This is a genomic window from Legionella bozemanae, assembly GCF_001648595.1.
GTDB classification, from domain to species: domain Bacteria; phylum Pseudomonadota; class Gammaproteobacteria; order Legionellales; family Legionellaceae; genus Legionella; species Legionella bozemanae.
On sequence record NZ_LBAW01000007.1, the window covers coordinates 92,761 to 110,552 of the forward strand.

Below are 17,792 nucleotides of genomic sequence, written 5' to 3' on the forward strand. Positions count from 1 at the left end.
GGGAGTCAATTATAAAAGAGTCTTGCTCTGAAGACTATGCTCCTCTTGATTTTCTTTAATATCTAGAATATCTGACAATTCAATAGTATTAGAGGTAGAGGATTTTTTTGTTGATTTGGGAAATAAACAGTTGAAGTAACCTGGTTCTGGTGAGTTAGAAGGCTCTTCTGAAATTGAAGGACCTAAGCTATCGCCCATCTCTGTGTAACTTTCTGGAGTTTGGTCTGGTTTATGATTTCCAAAAGTGCAATTTAGCCAAAATTCAAATGCCAATGCACCAAGTCCTGCACAAATAATCAGAGAAAAAATAGTAATTGGTATTGCCATGGGCGGAAAGAAAAATATAAGGGTAGCTGCAACTGCTGCGACCAGACTTATAGAGGTTGATGTCACCGCATAAGATACGTAACTTTTTTGTCGCGCCGATGAGTAGTTCGCATCATCTTTCGGCGGATTTTTAAATTTATGATATTCTCCAATTGCCCATATTGCATTACCAATCAGGAAAAGCCATGCTGCTGGAGGAAATAGAGCAGGTATAAAAACGGCAGCAACACTGATTATTGTCGCAGTTAATCCTACAAATGAGGACAACAGGAATTGTTCTTTAATTTGCGCAAAACCGTACCATTTGCGGTAATTCACTGGATGATCTGGGTGGAGAAGAGACGCTGTAAGCCAAGAGAGATATGCAAGTGAATAGATTCCTAATGAAACGAATCTGAAAATAGCTGATGCGAGCGGGAAAGGGATATACTGGAGCTTTGAAAGCAAAAAGCCAGTGAAGAAAAAGACACCACTTGCTTTATCTAATTTCTGGGCTATGGTCATATAAAAGTGATCCTAATGCTTCTATTACCCGGCATATTGTACCTTAATTAGACAGAGAAAAACAGTTCCACTTCATATGAGATATTATGTAGTTAATGCATCCATAACTGAATTCAATTCAGATGCTTTATTTTTGATTTGAGGTGCTGAATGAAGAATGATTCGTACAAGCAATCCTCCATCAGGATTATTTAAAGCCGTAATTTCACCATGATGTAATTGAATTGCACGAAAAGCGATGGCTAACCCTAAACCATACCCACCCGTTTTTTTTGTTCTTGATGTGTCTACACGATAAAATGGATTAAATATTCTTTCTAGTTGACTTTCAGGTACGCCTGGACCTTTATCACTGATATCAATATATACATGTTCTTTAGTTTCATCATATTTTAATGAAACAATAATTTGTTCGCTGGCAGGTGAGTAATGGAGTGCATTGCGCACTACATTTTCTATTGCTCTGTGAATCAGGCGTTCATCGATTAATAAGCAGCACGGTTCAATTATTCCTGCTTTAACACGAGGCGTTTCTTCTCCAACTTCATAATTGGCATCGTTAATGACATCGAATAAAAGAACAGAAAGGTCAATTTCGTTTAAATTAAGATCAGTTGTTGATTTTTCCAAGCGAGCAAATTCCAGTACCTCAGTGATTAAAGCATTTAACCTGGAGCATTCAAGCTCCATGCGATTAAACTCAGTATCTGCCAAATGAAGTGTTTTATTGCGCCCTAATTCAATAGCAATTTGCAAGCGAGCGAGAGGGGAACGTAATTCATGTGAAATATCTTGTAACAATCTTTCTTTTGAGTTGACTAATGTTTCCAGTTGCTCTGCCATACGATCAAATTCATGACTTAATTGAGCTATTTCGTCATTGTAATGTCCTCTTAAACGACCAACACGTGTATTTAACTTTCCAGTAGCAATTGATTTGGCTGCCATTCCCAAAGAGCGCAAGGGTTGGGTTAAGTATCGTGATAATAAATAACAGATAAGACCGCTAATAAATGTTGCTAAAACGAGACGAATCGCTAGGCCAGCCCAGGGAACCCCGACAAAATGATAGATAGGTTTTTCACTCACTGCAGCAAGCCGGTAAAATTTTCCTGAAGTGGATAAAATTTCATGACTAACAATAAGTTTCCCTGATTTTAAAATACCTTCACTCAACTGATCCTGGAGCAGATTTTCTGCAACTTTTTTCACATTTGCTGGTGCAGCCTGGGTTCCAATAATTTCACCAGTACTGGTTAATAAATAAATTGACATATGGCGCGAAATACCAATTTTATTCAGCCATTTTAATAGTGCAGTTTGTCTTCCTGATTCATAAGTTGCAACCGCGGCATTTGCGTAACTGTCCATAAATAATTGTTCTTGGGCAGGTAATGATGATTTTTGTACAATATGACTGATTACCCAGGCGGTAGTGAAAATGATAAGTATTGTAGCTAACCAAAATGAAATAAAAATTTTCCAATACAAACTACGCATTAAACATATATCCAAATCCGCGAACAGTCTTAACTATAGGTTCACCTTGAGGGTTATCACCTAAATTATTTCTTAAGTTACTGATATGAACATCGATACTACGATCATATGTAGTGTATTTTCTGCCAAGAGCATATTCGGTAAGTTCTTCTTTTGAAAATGCTTGTCCTGGTGATTTAATAAGCATCTCTAAAATATTGAACTCAGCATTTGTGAGTTCAAGATAATTTCCGGCCATAGTTACATGACGCTTGGAACAGTCAACTACAATATTATGTTGTTCGATGATAGGTCTTGATGTGGGAATTTTTTGAGTACGTCTTAAAATTGCCCGTAAACGAGCTACCAGTTCACGTGGATTACATGGTTTAGGTAAATAATCGTCTGCACCTATTTCCAGACCTACAATACGATCGATATCATCGCCCCGAGCAGTTAACATGAGGACGGGAGTTTCCAGATGTTCACGAATAGCCTTTAATACCTCAAAACCGTTTAGTTTAGGTAACATGACATCAAGAATAATTGCATCAAAAGTCTGATTTAAGGCTTTTTTCACCCCGCTTTCACCATCATGCACACAAATAGCATGGAAACCCTCTGGTTCCAGATATTGGGTTAGTAAATCGGTCAATTCTATATCGTCATCAATTATGAGAATATTACCATTCATACTTTATTATGCCTTGCGTTTATCAATACATTCCATTAACTTGATTCTTCTAGCATCTGCATTAATAATCCTAAACTCAAAAGAATCAATCGTAATGGTTTCCCCTCGTGAAGGTAAACGACCAAAACTATTCATTACAATACCACCTATTGTATCATAAAATTCATCACTAAAATCTGCTTTAAGTTGCTCATTGAATTCATCAATGGGCATATGGGCTTTAACAATATAGTGCCCGTCTTCATGTACTTTAATGTAGGCGTCTTCATCGATATCAAATTCATCTTCAATGTCGCCAATTATCTGTTCGATAATGTCTTCAATAGTTACAAAGCCTGAAACTTCACCATATTCGTCTACAACTATGGCCATGTGATTTTTGTTACTGCGGAACTCACTGAGTAAGCTGTCTAAGCGTCTACTTTCAGGAACAAAAGTAACTTGACGACAAATATCCAGCAAATCAAAGGTGTCAAGGTTAGTAGATTGATAGCGTAATAAATCTTTTGCATGCAATATCCCAATGACCTCATCGGAGTCACCAGCAATTACCGGGAATCTTGAATGGCCTGTTTGGGTTACTGTTTTAATAATATCGCCGAATTCATCGTCTTGTTTGATGCAAACCATCTGATTTTTGGGCAACATGATGTCGCGAACACGCATTTTGGAGAAAGAAATTGCCCCTTCAATCATTGCTAAAGTTTCAGCACTGATAAGAGAACGAATTTGAGCGTCTCTTAATAAACTTACAAGCTCCTCTTGATTTTGTGGTTCTCCTTGCAAAAACTGTTTAAAGCGAGCGAACCACTTACTACTATCTTCCTCTTTATTCAAGTTCATTACCCTCTGCGTCATAAGGATTAGAAAATCCAAGTTCAGCTAATAATTTAATTTCAATAGCTTGCATTATGACTGCTTCATCATCTTTAATATGATCATAGCCCAATAAATGCAAGATTCCATGAATCAAAATCAATGCCCAATGCGATTCTAAAGTTTTTTTAAGTTGCTTGCTTTCTTCTAACAAGACTTGCGGACAAATAATAACATCGCCTAATAGCGGGCATTCCAATTGAATTTCAGGCGGTAAAGCACTGGGAAATGCCAATACATTGGTTGTTTTATTTTGCTTTCTGTATGTATAGTTTAAGTGGATCATTTCTTCTGCCGTAACCAAACGAACAGTGAGTTCAGCTTCTTTTTGATAATCCCTTAAAGCCAATGAGGCCAAATGTGTTAATTCTTCTTCACTAACAGGGAGTGGCTCATCAGTTGCATTTTGAATATCGATATAATAACTCATTTATTTTTTTCCTGTTGATGCATTATCATAGCAATCAACAATTTTAGATACTAACGGATGTCGCACTACTTCACGACTTGTAAACGTATGAATACTAATTTCCGGTATTTTTTTGAATAATCCTACTGCATGGGCGAGTCCGGAATCAATACCTTTTGGCAAATCAACTTGGGTCATATCTCCGGTGACTACAGCTTTTGAACCAAAACCTATACGCGTTAAAAACATTTTCATTTGCATAATGGTTGTGTTTTGTGCTTCATCAAGAATGATAAATGCCTCATTTAAAGTTCTGCCACGCATGAATGCTAAGGGCAAAACTTCGATAATATCTGTTTGAATCAATTTTTGTGTTTCTTTAAAACCTATCATTTCATAGAGTGCATCATAAATGGGTCTTAAATAAGGAAGGACTTTTTCAACTAAATCTCCTGGAAGAAACCCTAATTTTTCTCCAGCTTCAACTGCTGGCCTTACAAAAATTAATCTTTGGACTTCACCTTTTTCAAAACATTGTATGGCTTTAGAAACAGCCAAATAAGTTTTCCCTGTTCCAGCAGGGCCAACAGCAAAGGTTATGTCAGAGCGATCAATTGCATCAAGAAAATCAGCTTGTTTGTTATTTCGCGCTGCAATTGACTTTCGACATAATTTAACATGATGAACATTATGAATCATTATCTTTTGGTTTTCCTCAATAAAGTATATATATTATGAGTATAGTATTATTATATTTTTTGACTGTACCAGGATGTATAAGCACACAAGAATAGTGCAGAAAGCTCATCTTCTGCAAGATTTATGCTACAATCATCTTTTTTGATATTAACATTAATTCATGATCGACCTTCATTGCCATAGCTATTTTTCTGATGGGGCATTAAGTCCAACAGAATTAATACAAAAAGCACAAAACCAAAAAATTAGGTGTCTGTCGCTTACAGATCATGATACCGTCGCAGGCTATCCTGAATTATTACAAGCGGCTTCATTAACATCGATAAAAATAATTAATGGTATCGAGCTTAGCGTCCGATGGAAAAAACACGAGTTACACATTCTAGGTTACCAAATTAATCATACTGTAGGCCTTCTTGAACTGATTGAACGACAAAACCAAAGCAGGGTAGCACGTGCTCAGCAAATAGGAGTGGCATTAGCTTCACTCGGTATTTCAGATGCTTATTTAAAAGCATGCGAATTAGCGGGCCATGAGCGAGTGGGAAGACCTCATTTTGCGCAGCTTCTTGTTAATGAAGGTAAAGCTCATGATCTTAGTACGGCATTTAAACGATTTCTAGGTAGAGGTAAATTTGCCTATGTTCCTACCCCCTGGATTAGTATTCAGGAAGCAGTAGAGGGTATTATTGCTGCAGATGGTCAGGCAGTTATCGCTCATCCACTTAAATACGGATTGACGCGTTCTAAATTGCATGAGTTAATTAACGAATTTAAAGAGACTGGTGGAGTAGGAATAGAAGTGGTTTCAGGTGAAATGACAGTAACTGAAGTGAATGAAATGGCTGCTACATGCCTAAGATTTCATTTGTTAGCTTCTTCTGGTTCAGATTATCATGGTGATTTTGTTTCGCGTGTAAACCTCGGAAGTCAAAAACGGCTGCCAGTAAACTGTACACCTATTTGGCATGAATGGAACATCTAACAGGGGACTTTATGAGTCAGTTTTTTGCATTACATCCTGATAATCCGCAAGCTCGTTTGTTGAGGAAAGCGGTGAATATTATTGAGGAAGGTGGATTAATTGTTTATCCTACAGACTCAGGTTATGCCCTGGGTTGTGGATTAGGTAATAAAGCGGCACTTGAGCGTATCAGGCGATTACGGCAATTGGACAAAAATCATAATATGACTCTTGTCTGTCGAGATTTATCTCAGCTTGGTACTTATGCGAGAGTATCTAATCCTATATTCCGATTATTGAAAGCATTCACACCTGGGGCTTATACTTTTATTCTTAATGCAACACATGAAGTACCTCGTTTAATGTTGCATCCAAAAAGAAAAACTCTGGGATTACGTGTTCCAGATAATAATATTACACTAGCATTGTTGGAATGTCTTGAAGCGCCTTTAATGAGTACTACTTTAATTCTTCCTGGTGCTAAGGCTCCATTGAGCGAACCTGAAGCGATTCGCGATATTTTGGGAGAGCAGATTGATTTGGTTATTGATGGTGGCCATTGTGGGCAAGAGCCTACAACAGTAGTCGATTTAACTGGTGATTATCCAGTGATAATAAGAGAGGGTAAAGGTGATCCTGAACCCTTTAGGTAAATAGATCTCTTTTGAGACTCTACTGCAGAAGAGAATTGTTTCGTCGATACGGTGATGCTCGAATCCTCATGTACTGGCGTGTACCCTTCTCTCTCTGCAGCGAGTCCCCAAAGAGGTCTAATTAATTAATTTTATAAAGAGGATATTGATGTCAGCATTATTTAGTTCCAATAAACGAGTTGTTTCTGGAATGAGAGTTAGTGGCAGATTACATCTTGGACACTATCATGGTGTAATAAAAAATTGGATTAAATTACAACATCAATATGATTGCTTCTTTTTTGCAGCTGATTGGCATGGTTTAACAACACAATATGATGAACCTGGCTTTATAGAAAAACATCTGTGGGATATGATTGTGGATTGGCTTGCTTGTGGGGTTAATCCTGGCTTGTCTCGAATATTTATTCAATCCTGGGTTCCTGAACATGCGGAACTGCACTTACTTTTATCTATGATTACTCCTTTGGGATGGTTAGAGCGAGTACCTAGTTTCAAAGATCAGCAAGAAAAATTGAAAGAAAAAGATTTATCGACGTATGGTTTTTTAGGCTATCCTCTTTTACAAAGCGCTGATGTACTGATTTATCATGCCGATTATGTTCCTGTTGGTGAAGATCAGGTATCGCATATTGAACTTACCAGAGAAATTGCACGCAGGTTTAATCATATTTATGGCAAGGAGCCTAATTTTGAGGAATTAGCAGCCGAAGCAATTAAGAAAATGGGGAAAAAGAACGGTAAATATTATAGTGAATTACGTCGACAGTTTCAGGAGCATGGAAATCACGAAGCGATTAAAACAGCACAAGCTCTTTTAGAAGATCAACCTAATTTGTCCATCGGTGATAAAGAGCGTCTATTAGGTTACATAGAGGGTAGCGGTAAAATTATTCTACCTGAACCTTATCCATTACTTACAGAAACTGCAAAAATGCCTGGTCTTGACGGACAAAAGATGTCTAAGTCTTATCATAATACTATTATGCTCAGAGAACCTCCTGAGCAGGTTGAGAAGAAGGTATTGACAATGCCAACTGATCCTGCTCGTATCAAACGAACTGATCCTGGTGAACCAGAAAAATGCCCGGTTTGGCAATTCCATAAAATTTACTCAAATGATGAAGTTAGAGATTGGGTACAAAAAGGGTGTCGTACTGCTGGAATTGGGTGCATTGAATGTAAAAGACCGGTTGTCGATGCGATTAATAAAGAGTTACAACCCATTCAGGAATCAATTGCTGAATATGAATCTGATTTAAGTTCAGTAAAACGAATTGTTTCTGAAGGAAGCGAGTCGGCACGAGAAGTGGCTTGTAAAAATTTGAGTACAGTCCGAGAGGTTATGGGACTCGATTATTAATATGGGTATCTTTAGAAAAACAAACCTGGATGAAACATTGTATCATCCGGGTTTTACTTTATTTTATCCCCATGATGTTTCTAAATGTGTGTTCGATCTTTGAAGGTATATCTGTGAAGAACCTAATAAGAATGAGTTATTAGCATGGATATTGAATTATCAAGCAAATCGGAAGTAAAAGCAGTAGTTGATGGTAAGGAGCTTACAGAGTTTCCAGATGATTTATTTATTCCTCCAGATGCACTTGAGGTGCTATTAGACTCCTTTAGCGGGCCGCTCGATTTGCTTTTATATCTCATTCGCAAACAGAATATTGATATATTGGATATTCCGATTGTAAGCATCACCAAGCAATATTTACACTACATTCAATTGATGGAATGTAGACGTTTGGAATTAGCTGCTGATTATTTATTGATGGCTGCAATGCTTGCAGAAATTAAATCGCGGCTGTTATTACCGTCTCCTGCTGGAAATGAAGAAGATGAGGAAGAAGATCCTCGTATGAGTCTTGTACGGAAACTGCAAGCGTATGAGCAAATTAAAATTGCAGCGGAATTGCTTGATGCACTTCCTCGGCAAGAACGAGATCATTTTATTATTCAAGTAATTCCTTCTGAGTTTGAGCGAATAATAGTTCATCCTGAAGTTACTCTTGAGGATCTAGTTGAAGCTATGGAATCATTATTGCAACGAGAGGAACACACAAGCCATCATCAGGTCTCACGGGAAGCATTGTCTGTGCGTGAGCGCATGAGTAACATTTTGTTACTACTCCAGGAGCACAATGTTTTGGAATTTAATCAATTATTTTCTATTAAAGAGGGGCGAATTGGGTTAGTTGTTTCCCTGTTGGCTATTTTAGAACTAGCACGACAATCGCTCATTGTAATTACCCAAAATGAAGCATTTTCGCCAATACATTTACGAGCAGCATAAGATGGACGAAAAAGAACTAAAAAACATAGTTGAGGCAGTACTTTTAAGTTCTAACGAACCAATCTCTTTAGAGAGGCTATTAGAGGTTTTTGATGAATGGCAAAGACCTACTAAAGAGCATTTAGGAATTATTATTAATGACTTAAAAGAGGACTTTGTATCTCGATCATTTGAGGTTGTTCAGGTTGCAACTGGCTTTATCATACAGACTAAGAAAAAATATAGTAACTGGATTGCACGCATGCAAATTGAAAAACCAGCTAAATATTCTCGTGCTTTACTTGAAACTTTAGCCATTATTGCTTATAAGCAACCTGTGACACGAGCAGATATAGAAGAGATACGTGGTGTGGCAGTAAGCAGTCAAATAATAAAGACATTGTTGGAAAGAGAATGGATTCGTATTTCTGGTTATAAAAATGTTGCGGGTAAACCCGCTGTATATACCACTACACGAGAATTTTTAAATTATTTTAATTTAAAATACTTAAATGAACTTCCAACCTTACCCGAGGTTGCGGAAGCATTGACCTTACATAATCCTAATGAAGAGTATATTACTGAATGAGCAGCGAAAGGTTACAAAAAATACTAAGCCAGGCTGGCCTTGGTTCTCGACGTGAAATGGAGCGTTGGATAGAAAATGGTTGGGTTCAGGTTAATGGGAAACCTGTAAAAATAGGTGATTCAGCAAGTGCCGAAGATAAAATTACAGTGAAAGGGAAACTAATCCCTAATCCACTTAAAGTAAGGCAAAATGTACGCATTCTACTTTATCACAAACCTGTAGGTGAAATCTCAAGCCGCCATGATCCTAAATTTGAAAAAACAGTTTTTGATCATCTACCTCATTTACGTCAAGGGCGCTGGGTGCAGGTAGGGCGTCTGGATTTGAATACCTCAGGTTTACTTATCTTTACCAATAATGGTGATTTAGCCAATCAATTAATGCATCCAAAATATGGATTAGAAAGAGAGTACGCGGTTAGAGTTCATGGTCAAATTAGTCCTGAAGCTTTAAATAATCTTCAAAAGGGTGTTGAATTAGAAGATGGGATTGCTAAATTTACTCGTTTGGAGTTTCGTGGCGGAGAGGGCACGAACTCTTGGTATCATGTTACTTTAAATGAGGGGCGTAATAGGGAAGTACGACGCTTATGGGAATCACAGGGTTTGGAGGTTAGTCGATTGATTCGTATTCGTTATGGCGTATTAGCTATGCCAAGATATTTGTCACGTGGACAGTATTACGAATTAACGCCTAAAGAGGTTACTGAGTTTTTAGCTTCTTTGCCTAAAGAATAATTGAGATTAAAAATAGCTTGTAGCCTGGGTGCAGCGCAGCGAAACCCGGGGATCTTGGAGTTATTAAAACCCGGGTTTCGCTGCGCTGCACCCAGGCTACATTACTACAATACTGATGGTTAAGCTGTATAGTTACTCTTACTGAATGGCTTCAGTGATTCTGCAATGTTTTTATATAATTCAGGAAGCCATCTAGGTTGAGCAAAAGTAGAGGTAGACGGTTTGCTCTTACGCAGATCATTGGGTGCGATAATTACCTGAATATTACTTAGGCCAACACGACGTGCTAAAATAAAAAGCTGATCTATAGCAAGATCGCCTACAGCCAAACAGCCTACAGATAAGTTTTTTCCATGAATAAAAATATTATTACCTAGATTTCTTCTCCCATCTTGGTAGCCTTTTTGTCTATCGAAATTGTTGGGATAATTAATCATCATTGATAAATGCATACTGCTGAAAGGATTAAAATTAACCAGTCTATAAACCCCTTCAGGAATTTGTTTGTCATTTTCACGTAACTTAGGTCCTAACCGACCACTAAATCCGGTTAAAGAATAGTCATGGATATGTTTCCAAGCTTTATTGGAATTTTTAGCCCAGAGTTCAATTTTTCTTTCTGATTTAAAAGCAAGTAAAGCGATATCACTTGGAGGATAGCTTACTCCAGCCTTGGAGAAATAAGATTTAAGCTGAGGTTCAACTCGTAATCCATAGCGTTTTATTGCTCGATCAACAGCCTGATCCCAATTGAGCTTGGGTGCCATAGCATAGCAATTAAAATTTAAAATCATTATGATAAAGGCAAGTAACTGTTTCATATAAATATTATAGTGATGAGTTGTTGAAATCTTATCAAATATTAATCCAAAGAACAATTTAACTTCCTAGTGCAATAATAAAAACAAATTCATTAGCTTGAGTAGTTTTTATTACATTTAACTCTTATTTTTTTGTTTCAATAGAATTTGTTTTTTTACAGGTAATGATAATTGTGTTGTAATGAAATCTGGGCTTGTCGCTAAATGTCCTATGGAGGGTAATAAACCATAGTAATTGGGACAAAGATAGGTTACTGAACTGTCTTGATCCACTTTATAAAAAATATACTTACTCTCACAATACTCAGGCTTGTCAAAGAGAGCTACTTGCATTATGGGCGTCCCCTCCATCTTGTTCTCTATAAAAAAAGCATTAATCCACAGATTGCTAATAACAATACATGCTCCTACGACTAAAAATGCATTAATCAATGTGCTGGTATATTTGAAGGCTGGACCACTAATACTCAAATGTGACATGACATGTGTTAAGGAAAGTACCAATATAAGTACATTAAATGAATATATTCCTGCATTAAGATAGTCAAAATACGTTCCAAAAATTTGATTTCCAGAGAATTGAAAATGTATGAGTGCAGCTATAAGGCTAAGCCAAAGTGATGAAATGATGTAATGAATAGCGTTTCTTTTAGTTCCAATAATAAAGAGTACTAGAGCAATTAATGGAAAAAGAGTTTGGATTAATTTTCCCAGTGTGTACATTTGAGCATACTCTCAAAATTAAATGGTTTATTTTAAAACTCTGTAGTTATAACAGTTATTTATATATGTACATATAATGGTTAACCTGAATATGGTTTGATAGTCCCATAACCAATGGACATATTTCCAAAAGACCAATTATCGGGCAATTTAAGTTCAGAGTGAGTATATTAAAGACATAATAATTGCTTAATTTTTATGCGCTAATATTAATACCATCAGTGTTTTTTTGTCAAATCATTAATACAAGCTACCCCATGGGAGTTAGGCATATGGGGAAGCAAATCAAAGATTAAAGTTGATGGAGTAGATAAGGAAATACCCGGTCATATGAAGAAAATATACGATAAAGTACTATATGCAAAAAAGCATCCAGATAGAGCTCTGGCGATATTAGAAGAAATACATCAGATTTCCCGGAAAGCTCTTGATGCCAAACCTATATTTTTTAGTAGTTTTAGAGAGCGTTATAAGTTAACAACGTAAGCATATGAAACAATTAATGAGCAAACTAATTTTAAATTGAATTAAAACATACTTTAGATAATTGAGGTGATTTACAGGTTTAATAAAAACTGGTTATTACTTAGTAAAAGGTGTAAGCGTTTCATTTTTTTCTTTAATGAGGGTTAGGTACGGTTGGGTTGGATATATTGTTGTCTTAATCATCGTATCTGGAAGTTTAATCTGTTTGATTGCAAAAGGATGTTCCGCTCTAAACATATAATCCAATGGATTAATTAAATTTGGAAAATAACCCAGATTATTTTTTTGTTTGTTCGCACGATTCGATGGATGAATGCTCCCTATCCATAATGGTTTGTTTAAGTTTAACAAATTATAATTTGACTCCCAAACCCTTAATTCAAGCGTTAGTTTAGTTTGTTGATCCGTATAAGTCATAATAAGCACAGGTGCTTTATTTTCATATAATTGGGTAAATAAGGGGAGCTTAATGCTGTTAGGTTGTTGATTCATTCGCATCAGCAAGTTGGTAAAAAATGAATCTTCATGTGAATGCCATCCATTTTCTTCCAGGCTGTTTTGTAATATATCTAAGTCTCCGGCGAATTGAAGATTTAAGAAACCAATTCTTTTTCCTATTCTGCTAAATTGATAAATTGGGAGAATGGGTGTTTCCTGCTCCCACCATGCTTTTTCGCTCAAAGTAAATTTTTTATAGTAGGGGGTATGGTTATAAGATAAAGTTTTAAAATTAAAATATGTAGCTATTAATGAAGATAAAAAGATACTGATAAAAAGCAGAAGAATTATTAACGATGAACGTGCTATTTTTTTGCTAGGAATATTTGATTTTCTATAATTCAAGCAATGAATTAAACAAATTGTCGTGCCTAAAAGATAGGATGCTAAAATATCTGTGAACCAATGATCCCCTAAATAGAGAGAGCCTAGACCACTAAAGCTAAGAATTGTAAATACAATAGACTTAAGCGTACCTGTAAATAATGTGTAGGTACTATTTATATAAAACAAAATAAAGCCGTATAATGCAGTTGCAATCAGCAGGTTAATTGCAGGAAAAGAAGAACCTGGCATCATTACCAACAGTCCCGGGGGTCTAGGACTATTAACAAGATAGCTAAGTGATAGCGCTATAAAGCTACTAAAAAAAAGCAAGCTGCATAAATGTATAACCGCTATTCTATTTTTATTATAAATAAACCAGAAACAACAAATAATAAAAAGAGTGAGTATCGTTATTGTTGATGTTAATTGAGTGCAGCAGATAAAAAATACTCTTAGTATTGGGGTATTAAAACTTTGTAAAAGTAAATTAGTTGGAAGATTAATCAGAGTAAGGAATTGAGTCGCAACTGTTAATCCTAAAAGGATAAGAAAAAAAAGCAGGCAAAGCACTGCTATGAGTACAATAGAAGCAGTATGATAATGATTTGCTTCATCTTGCGGTGTAAACGCATCATATACATAAACTAAAAGTGAGTTATTTTTTAGTTTTAACCAAAAATTATGTAGATATGTTTTTAAAAAGGAGCTTAATAATCTAATTAGCCATTTTATAAATAAACTAAATAACCAAATTCCTGCAAGAAAAATAAGGATTAATAAAAATAAACGTGTCGCACTTTCTGTGGATAGCTCATGACTGGCTGCTCCTATTACTACACCAGGCATTATATACAAAATAGACCAGCCGATTGCAGATATAACATTTGCTACAAAAAAGCGCCATTGTTGCATATGCATTATTCCAGCAATGACTGGAATAATTGAGCGTAAGGGGCCAACAAAACGACCAATTAATACACTTTTTCCGCCATGGGTTTCAAAAAAATCTTTGCCATATTGTATCCATTTGGGATATTTACTAAACGGCCAAATTTCAAGCAATCGATCACTATAATAATAGCCAAGGAGATAACTTAGACTATCGCCAGCAACCGCACCTAAAATTGCTGCTAATAGCGTAAGATCAATACGCATAATCCCTGAGCCAGCAAGTATTCCTATAGCAGTCATTGTAACACTACCTGGTACAATGCTGCCCACAATTGCCAGGGATTCAGTTAAGGAAATAAGAAATGTGATGAATAAAGACCAGTGAGGGTTTTGTTGCAACCAGTTAGTAAGGGGCTGTACATAGTCTACGAACAAGTTCATATTTTTCAGGAAAAAAATTGTTGTAGAAAATATTGCACAAAATGCTGATTGACTGAATCCATTTGTACGTCAGGAACAAAATGGCTTATTTGAGTCATTTCCATTTTTGCAAATCCACAGGGATTTATTCCTGAAAAAGGTTTTAAGTCCATATCGACATTAAGCGCAATTCCGTGATAGGTACACCCATTTTTTACTCTTAAGCCTATTGATGCTATTTTTTGTTCATTTACGTATACCCCAGGTGCACCACAACGAATAGAAGCATCTATTTGATATTGTGCAAGAACGGATATTAATATCTGTTCTAATTTACTAACTAATGTTCTTATTCCTAAATTTTTTCTTTTGATATCCATTAAAACATATGCAATAAGCTGGCCTGGTCCATGATAGGTCACTTGCCCTCCGCGATCAGATTGCACCACGGGTATGGAAGCAGGGTTGAGTATGTGTTCAGGTTTTCCCGCCTGTCCCTGAGTATAGACTGGAAAATGCTCTAAAAGCCAAAGTTCATCTTGAGTAGTTGCTTCACGTTTTTGTGTAAATTGCTTCATTAGCAGCCAAACATCATTGTAGTTTTGAATACCTAGCTGTTGTATTTTCATTATAGAACCATTTTTACTTCTGGATGCTGTGTAATGGCTCTATAAAATACGTCAAGCATGTCTTGATTTTCAGCAAAAACAGTGACTGTTATTGCTAAATAATTAGAGTCTTTACTCATTTTATGAGTCAGTGCATCTTCCTTAATATCAGGAAAGTGAGTGACAGCAATTTGTCTGATTTCCTCAAGAAAAACGGGCGAATTAGTTCCTATTATTTTTATAGGAAAAAAACAGGGAAATTCGATTAAAGTCGTTTTTGTCATCCTTAAATCCTATTAAGTATTAGGAGCCGAACCAGCGTTTAAAGGCCAAACGTATAGAGTCTTTGGTTCGTGTATAAAAACCACCTGACTCAACATCTTGTAAGGCATATAGTGGGCGAGTTGATACGACATTATTATCAAATTGAACCACTAAATCGCCTATCTTATCACCTTTCTTGATTGGTGCCTCGACGAAGGAAGGAATTTTAGTGGAAATATTAAGGCGTTGATATTGGCCAGTGGGAATGGTGATATATTGATCTTCATTTAGGCCTACACTTACTTTATCAACCTGTCCTTTATAAAGAGGAAGTTCTGAAATGGACTGGCCTGACTTGTAAAGCTGGTGGGTTTCAAAAAATCTGAAACCATAATTGAGTAATTTTTCACTATCATCTGCACGGGAAGAATCACTTGGTTCGCCGAGGACCACAGCAAGTAAACGCATATTGTCACGTTTTGCAGAAGATACCAGACAGAATCCTGCTTCGTTTGTATGGCCAGTTTTTATACCATCCACTTGATTATCACGCCATAGCAAGCGATTTCTGTTAGGTTGGCGAATACCATTATAGGTAAACCATTTTTGTTTATACCAGTCATAATATTGTGGGAAGTCAATAATTAATGCTCTACCAAGAATCGCTAAGTCTTTTGCTGTAGTATATAAATTAGGGTCGGGTAAACCAGTGCTATCAGTAAAATGGCTGTTTTTCATTCCAAGGTTTTGAGCTTGTTGATTCATAAGATCAGTGAATGAGTTTTCAGTTCCGCCAATATGTTCTGCCATGGCAACACAGGCATCATTTCCTGAGTCAACAATGATTCCCTTAAGCAAGTCTTCTACAGGAACTTGTTGCCCTTCTTTGATGAACATACGTGAACCACCTATTTTCCATGCATCACGGCTCACTCGTACATTATCTGTAAGGTGAATTTGTTCATGATGTAGTGCATTCGATATCACATATAAAGTCATCATCTTAGTTAAACTGGCAGGAGGTAAACGTTCTTCGCTGTTCTTTTCTGCAATGATTTTGCCGCTGTTTACATCAATCAATATGTACGCTTTCGCATTAAGAATTGGAGGCGCAGGAGTAACTAAAGGTTTATTTGTCACTGTTGGAGAAGGTCTTTCAAGGTCTGCAATAGGTTTATTAGGTAACGAACCTTCATCTGCCATAGAATTGGTAGATTGTACAAATAAAGTAATGATAAACAGTGTAGTTAATAAAATAGACGTTGTTCTTGTCATGTTGTTATTTAGTCCTATTGCAAAAAATGTGGATATAGTAACACAGCCTTTTGTCAGCAACAAAATAGCAGATGAAAAATAATGAAATTTTTTTCAAGTTAAAATAAATCTTCGAAATTAGGTGATATTTCTGTATATTAACCAGAAAACAATTATTCAAACTGGAAACTATGCGAAAGATACTTATTGCCGTGACAATTTTATTAACAGGGTGCCAAACTACAAATCAGTCTTTTGATTCTTCAGCACCGGGAACAAAAAAGTCTACACGACAAGTAACTCAAAGTACGAATAATTCAATATATAATCGTTATAAAAATAAAACAAATCGATATACTCAGCGTCAAGATGGTGCCCCCGCTAAATTGAGAAACATTAGTTTTAAAGAGCCTGTGCCGTCCAAAGAGCCTTTAAGTCGATATGGTAACATATCAGAATATTCTGTTGATGGACGCTCATATCAAGTGATGCGAAGCTCATCAGGGTATAAAGCAAGAGGTATTGCTTCCTGGTATGGAACAAAATTCCACAAACAAAGAACTTCCAGTGGTGAGCCTTACAACATGTATGTAATGTCTGCTGCACATAAAACTTTACCTTTACCGACTTATGTAAAAGTTAAAAACTTGGACAATGGAAAGGTTGCGATCGTTAAAGTAAACGATCGCGGTCCATTTCATTCCAATAGAATTATCGACTTATCCTATGCTGCAGCTTTAAAACTTGGTGTATTTCCAAAAGGAACAGCCCGTGTTGAAATTGAAACGTTAATGGGACCTGCTGGAAAAGCACATTATTATCTGCAGGCGGGTGCTTTTACCACGGAAGCCTCGGCAACACGTTTAAAAGAAAAATTAACTCGTATTACTCCATCTCCAGTATATATTGAGCACTATAAGCAACATTATGTTGTGAGAGTAGGGCCATTTGGTTCAAAAAATATGGCCGATAGTTTGAAGCGTAAATTAGCTCTTAATGGAGTGAGAGGATCTTTTTCCGTTTTAATTTAAGCTGTTATGGAATTATTGATAGCCAATTCATGGATTAATGGATAAAATTGTTGGGGCAAATTTTCAAAACATTAGAATTAAAATGTTAGGGTCTATTGACGGTTCGCTGTTTTGGCCAAGAGGGTAGAATTGTAAATAGATTCTAATAAAATTGTAGTCTTATGAAGCGTAATATAAGTCCGTTTTTGAATTCAATATTCTTATTTCATTGTGCTTTATTAGAGTTGCAATTTTCAAAATAAGGTTGGTTATATTTA

At 36.3% G+C, this 17,792-nt stretch carries 20 protein-coding genes; 8 read left to right on the top strand and 12 right to left on the bottom strand.

The window, feature by feature from the left end; all coding sequences use genetic code 11:
• Positions 1-9: 9 nt before the first annotated feature.
• The 6 genes from A8O27_RS08305 to A8O27_RS08330 form a co-directional block, all read right to left on the bottom strand.
• Entirely contained in the window at positions 10-831 is an 822-nt protein-coding gene (locus A8O27_RS08305) for a hypothetical protein (RefSeq protein WP_058459798.1), read from the bottom strand.
• Positions 832-915: 84 nt separating this feature from the next.
• Positions 916-2,331: a two-component system sensor histidine kinase CpxA gene (gene cpxA / locus A8O27_RS08310; protein ID WP_058459799.1), complete on the bottom strand. Its 1,416-nt coding sequence runs from the start codon at positions 2,329-2,331 to the stop codon at positions 916-918.
• Positions 2,324-3,004: a two-component system response regulator CpxR gene (cpxR, locus tag A8O27_RS08315; RefSeq protein WP_064115078.1), complete on the bottom strand. Its 681-nt coding sequence runs from the start codon at positions 3,002-3,004 to the stop codon at positions 2,324-2,326. Before cpxR ends, cpxA begins: the two co-directional genes overlap by 8 nt.
• A gap of 6 nt (positions 3,005-3,010) precedes the next feature.
• Positions 3,011-3,847 carry a CorC family transporter gene (locus tag A8O27_RS08320; RefSeq protein WP_235810532.1) on the bottom strand — a complete coding sequence of 279 codons (837 nt, stop codon included), beginning with the start codon at positions 3,845-3,847 and terminating at the stop codon, positions 3,011-3,013.
• The gene (gene ybeY / locus A8O27_RS08325) at positions 3,834-4,310 is read right to left on the bottom strand and encodes an rRNA maturation RNase YbeY (RefSeq protein WP_058459801.1); all 477 of its coding nucleotides are present in this window, start codon (positions 4,308-4,310) and stop codon (positions 3,834-3,836) included. The genes A8O27_RS08320 and ybeY overlap by 14 nt, the downstream gene beginning before the upstream one ends.
• Positions 4,311-4,988, bottom strand: a complete 678-nt coding sequence (locus A8O27_RS08330) for a PhoH family protein (RefSeq protein WP_082642451.1) — start codon at positions 4,986-4,988, stop codon at positions 4,311-4,313. It lies immediately after the preceding gene.
• Between the two features lie 160 nt (positions 4,989-5,148).
• Here A8O27_RS08330 and A8O27_RS08335 point away from each other — a divergent pair, with 160 nt between their 5' ends.
• The 6 genes from A8O27_RS08335 (at position 5,149) to rluB (ending at position 10,212) form a co-directional block, all read left to right on the top strand.
• Complete coding sequence (locus tag A8O27_RS08335; protein WP_058459802.1) at positions 5,149-5,973, top strand: PHP domain-containing protein; 825 nt, start codon at positions 5,149-5,151, stop codon at positions 5,971-5,973.
• Between the two features lie 11 nt (positions 5,974-5,984).
• Positions 5,985-6,605: an L-threonylcarbamoyladenylate synthase gene (locus A8O27_RS08340; protein WP_058459803.1), complete on the top strand. Its 621-nt coding sequence runs from the start codon at positions 5,985-5,987 to the stop codon at positions 6,603-6,605.
• A gap of 148 nt (positions 6,606-6,753) precedes the next feature.
• A complete protein-coding gene (locus tag A8O27_RS08345) occupies positions 6,754-7,968 on the top strand; it encodes a tryptophan--tRNA ligase (RefSeq protein WP_058459804.1) in 1,215 nt (404 codons plus the stop codon).
• 144 nt (positions 7,969-8,112) lie between these two features.
• Positions 8,113-8,907 carry a segregation and condensation protein A gene (locus A8O27_RS08350; protein ID WP_058459805.1) on the top strand — a complete coding sequence of 265 codons (795 nt, stop codon included), beginning with the start codon at positions 8,113-8,115 and terminating at the stop codon, positions 8,905-8,907.
• A gap of 1 nt (position 8,908) precedes the next feature.
• Positions 8,909-9,475 carry an SMC-Scp complex subunit ScpB gene (gene scpB / locus A8O27_RS08355; protein ID WP_058459806.1) on the top strand — a complete coding sequence of 189 codons (567 nt, stop codon included), beginning with the start codon at positions 8,909-8,911 and terminating at the stop codon, positions 9,473-9,475.
• Positions 9,472-10,212 carry a 23S rRNA pseudouridine(2605) synthase RluB gene (gene rluB, locus A8O27_RS08360; RefSeq protein ID WP_058459807.1) on the top strand — a complete coding sequence of 247 codons (741 nt, stop codon included), beginning with the start codon at positions 9,472-9,474 and terminating at the stop codon, positions 10,210-10,212. Before scpB ends, rluB begins: the two co-directional genes overlap by 4 nt.
• 119 nt (positions 10,213-10,331) lie before the next feature.
• On the opposite strand, the gene A8O27_RS08365 is transcribed toward rluB, so the two are convergent.
• Both A8O27_RS08365 and A8O27_RS08370 read right to left on the bottom strand, forming a co-directional pair.
• The gene (locus A8O27_RS08365) at positions 10,332-11,033 is read right to left on the bottom strand and encodes a L,D-transpeptidase family protein (RefSeq protein WP_174223903.1); all 702 of its coding nucleotides are present in this window, start codon (positions 11,031-11,033) and stop codon (positions 10,332-10,334) included.
• Between the two features lie 117 nt (positions 11,034-11,150).
• Entirely contained in the window at positions 11,151-11,756 is a 606-nt protein-coding gene (locus A8O27_RS08370; protein ID WP_058459808.1) for a hypothetical protein, read from the bottom strand.
• Positions 11,757-12,086: 330 nt separating this feature from the next.
• On the opposite strand from A8O27_RS08370, the gene A8O27_RS19135 reads away from it, so the two are divergent.
• Positions 12,087-12,242, top strand: coding sequence for a hypothetical protein (locus A8O27_RS19135; protein WP_154669236.1), 156 nt, complete (start codon positions 12,087-12,089; stop codon positions 12,240-12,242).
• Between the two features lie 96 nt (positions 12,243-12,338).
• Here the strand turns inward: A8O27_RS19135 and A8O27_RS08375 are convergent, their stop codons facing one another.
• Genes A8O27_RS08375 through A8O27_RS08390 form a run of 4 tightly spaced genes read right to left on the bottom strand, consistent with a single transcriptional unit; the run spans position 12,339 to position 16,525 of the window.
• Positions 12,339-14,399 carry a bifunctional DedA family/phosphatase PAP2 family protein gene (locus A8O27_RS08375; protein WP_058459809.1) on the bottom strand — a complete coding sequence of 687 codons (2,061 nt, stop codon included), beginning with the start codon at positions 14,397-14,399 and terminating at the stop codon, positions 12,339-12,341.
• Between the two features lie 5 nt (positions 14,400-14,404).
• Positions 14,405-15,007 carry a lipoyl(octanoyl) transferase LipB gene (gene lipB / locus A8O27_RS08380; protein WP_058459810.1) on the bottom strand — a complete coding sequence of 201 codons (603 nt, stop codon included), beginning with the start codon at positions 15,005-15,007 and terminating at the stop codon, positions 14,405-14,407.
• Positions 15,007-15,270, bottom strand: a complete 264-nt coding sequence (locus A8O27_RS08385) for an HP0495 family protein (RefSeq protein ID WP_058459811.1) — start codon at positions 15,268-15,270, stop codon at positions 15,007-15,009. Before A8O27_RS08385 ends, lipB begins: the two co-directional genes overlap by 1 nt.
• Positions 15,271-15,289: 19 nt before the next feature.
• Entirely contained in the window at positions 15,290-16,525 is a 1,236-nt protein-coding gene (locus A8O27_RS08390) for a D-alanyl-D-alanine carboxypeptidase family protein (RefSeq protein WP_058459812.1), read from the bottom strand.
• 170 nt (positions 16,526-16,695) lie between these two features.
• Between A8O27_RS08390 and A8O27_RS08395 the strand changes: the two genes are divergently transcribed.
• Positions 16,696-17,535 (top strand): septal ring lytic transglycosylase RlpA family protein, encoded by an 840-nt coding sequence (locus tag A8O27_RS08395; protein WP_058459813.1) that lies wholly within the window; start codon positions 16,696-16,698, stop codon positions 17,533-17,535.
• Positions 17,536-17,792: the final 257 nt, after the last annotated feature.

Excerpts from the sequence above, each read along its gene's own strand:
- A8O27_RS08305 (WP_058459798.1), bottom strand. The coding sequence starts at position 831 with ATGACCATAGCCCAGAAATTAGATAAAGCAAGTGGTGTCTTTTTCTTC.
- cpxA (WP_058459799.1), bottom strand. The coding sequence starts at position 2,331 with ATGCGTAGTTTGTATTGGAAAATTTTTATTTCATTTTGGTTAGCTACA.
- cpxR (WP_064115078.1), bottom strand. The coding sequence starts at position 3,004 with ATGAATGGTAATATTCTCATAATTGATGACGATATAGAATTGACCGAT.
- A8O27_RS08320 (WP_235810532.1), bottom strand. The coding sequence starts at position 3,847 with ATGAACTTGAATAAAGAGGAAGATAGTAGTAAGTGGTTCGCTCGCTTT.
- ybeY (WP_058459801.1), bottom strand. The coding sequence starts at position 4,310 with ATGAGTTATTATATCGATATTCAAAATGCAACTGATGAGCCACTCCCT.
- A8O27_RS08330 (WP_082642451.1), bottom strand. The coding sequence starts at position 4,988 with ATGATTCATAATGTTCATCATGTTAAATTATGTCGAAAGTCAATTGCA.
- A8O27_RS08335 (WP_058459802.1), top strand. The coding sequence starts at position 5,149 with ATGATCGACCTTCATTGCCATAGCTATTTTTCTGATGGGGCATTAAGT.
- A8O27_RS08340 (WP_058459803.1), top strand. The coding sequence starts at position 5,985 with ATGAGTCAGTTTTTTGCATTACATCCTGATAATCCGCAAGCTCGTTTG.
- A8O27_RS08345 (WP_058459804.1), top strand. The coding sequence starts at position 6,754 with ATGTCAGCATTATTTAGTTCCAATAAACGAGTTGTTTCTGGAATGAGA.
- A8O27_RS08350 (WP_058459805.1), top strand. The coding sequence starts at position 8,113 with ATGGATATTGAATTATCAAGCAAATCGGAAGTAAAAGCAGTAGTTGAT.
- scpB (WP_058459806.1), top strand. The coding sequence starts at position 8,909 with ATGGACGAAAAAGAACTAAAAAACATAGTTGAGGCAGTACTTTTAAGT.
- rluB (WP_058459807.1), top strand. The coding sequence starts at position 9,472 with ATGAGCAGCGAAAGGTTACAAAAAATACTAAGCCAGGCTGGCCTTGGT.
- A8O27_RS08365 (WP_174223903.1), bottom strand. The coding sequence starts at position 11,033 with ATGAAACAGTTACTTGCCTTTATCATAATGATTTTAAATTTTAATTGC.
- A8O27_RS08370 (WP_058459808.1), bottom strand. The coding sequence starts at position 11,756 with ATGTACACACTGGGAAAATTAATCCAAACTCTTTTTCCATTAATTGCT.
- A8O27_RS19135 (WP_154669236.1), top strand. The coding sequence starts at position 12,087 with ATGAAGAAAATATACGATAAAGTACTATATGCAAAAAAGCATCCAGAT.
- A8O27_RS08375 (WP_058459809.1), bottom strand. The coding sequence starts at position 14,399 with ATGAACTTGTTCGTAGACTATGTACAGCCCCTTACTAACTGGTTGCAA.
- lipB (WP_058459810.1), bottom strand. The coding sequence starts at position 15,007 with ATGAAAATACAACAGCTAGGTATTCAAAACTACAATGATGTTTGGCTG.
- A8O27_RS08385 (WP_058459811.1), bottom strand. The coding sequence starts at position 15,270 with ATGACAAAAACGACTTTAATCGAATTTCCCTGTTTTTTTCCTATAAAA.
- A8O27_RS08390 (WP_058459812.1), bottom strand. The coding sequence starts at position 16,525 with ATGACAAGAACAACGTCTATTTTATTAACTACACTGTTTATCATTACT.
- A8O27_RS08395 (WP_058459813.1), top strand. The coding sequence starts at position 16,696 with ATGCGAAAGATACTTATTGCCGTGACAATTTTATTAACAGGGTGCCAA.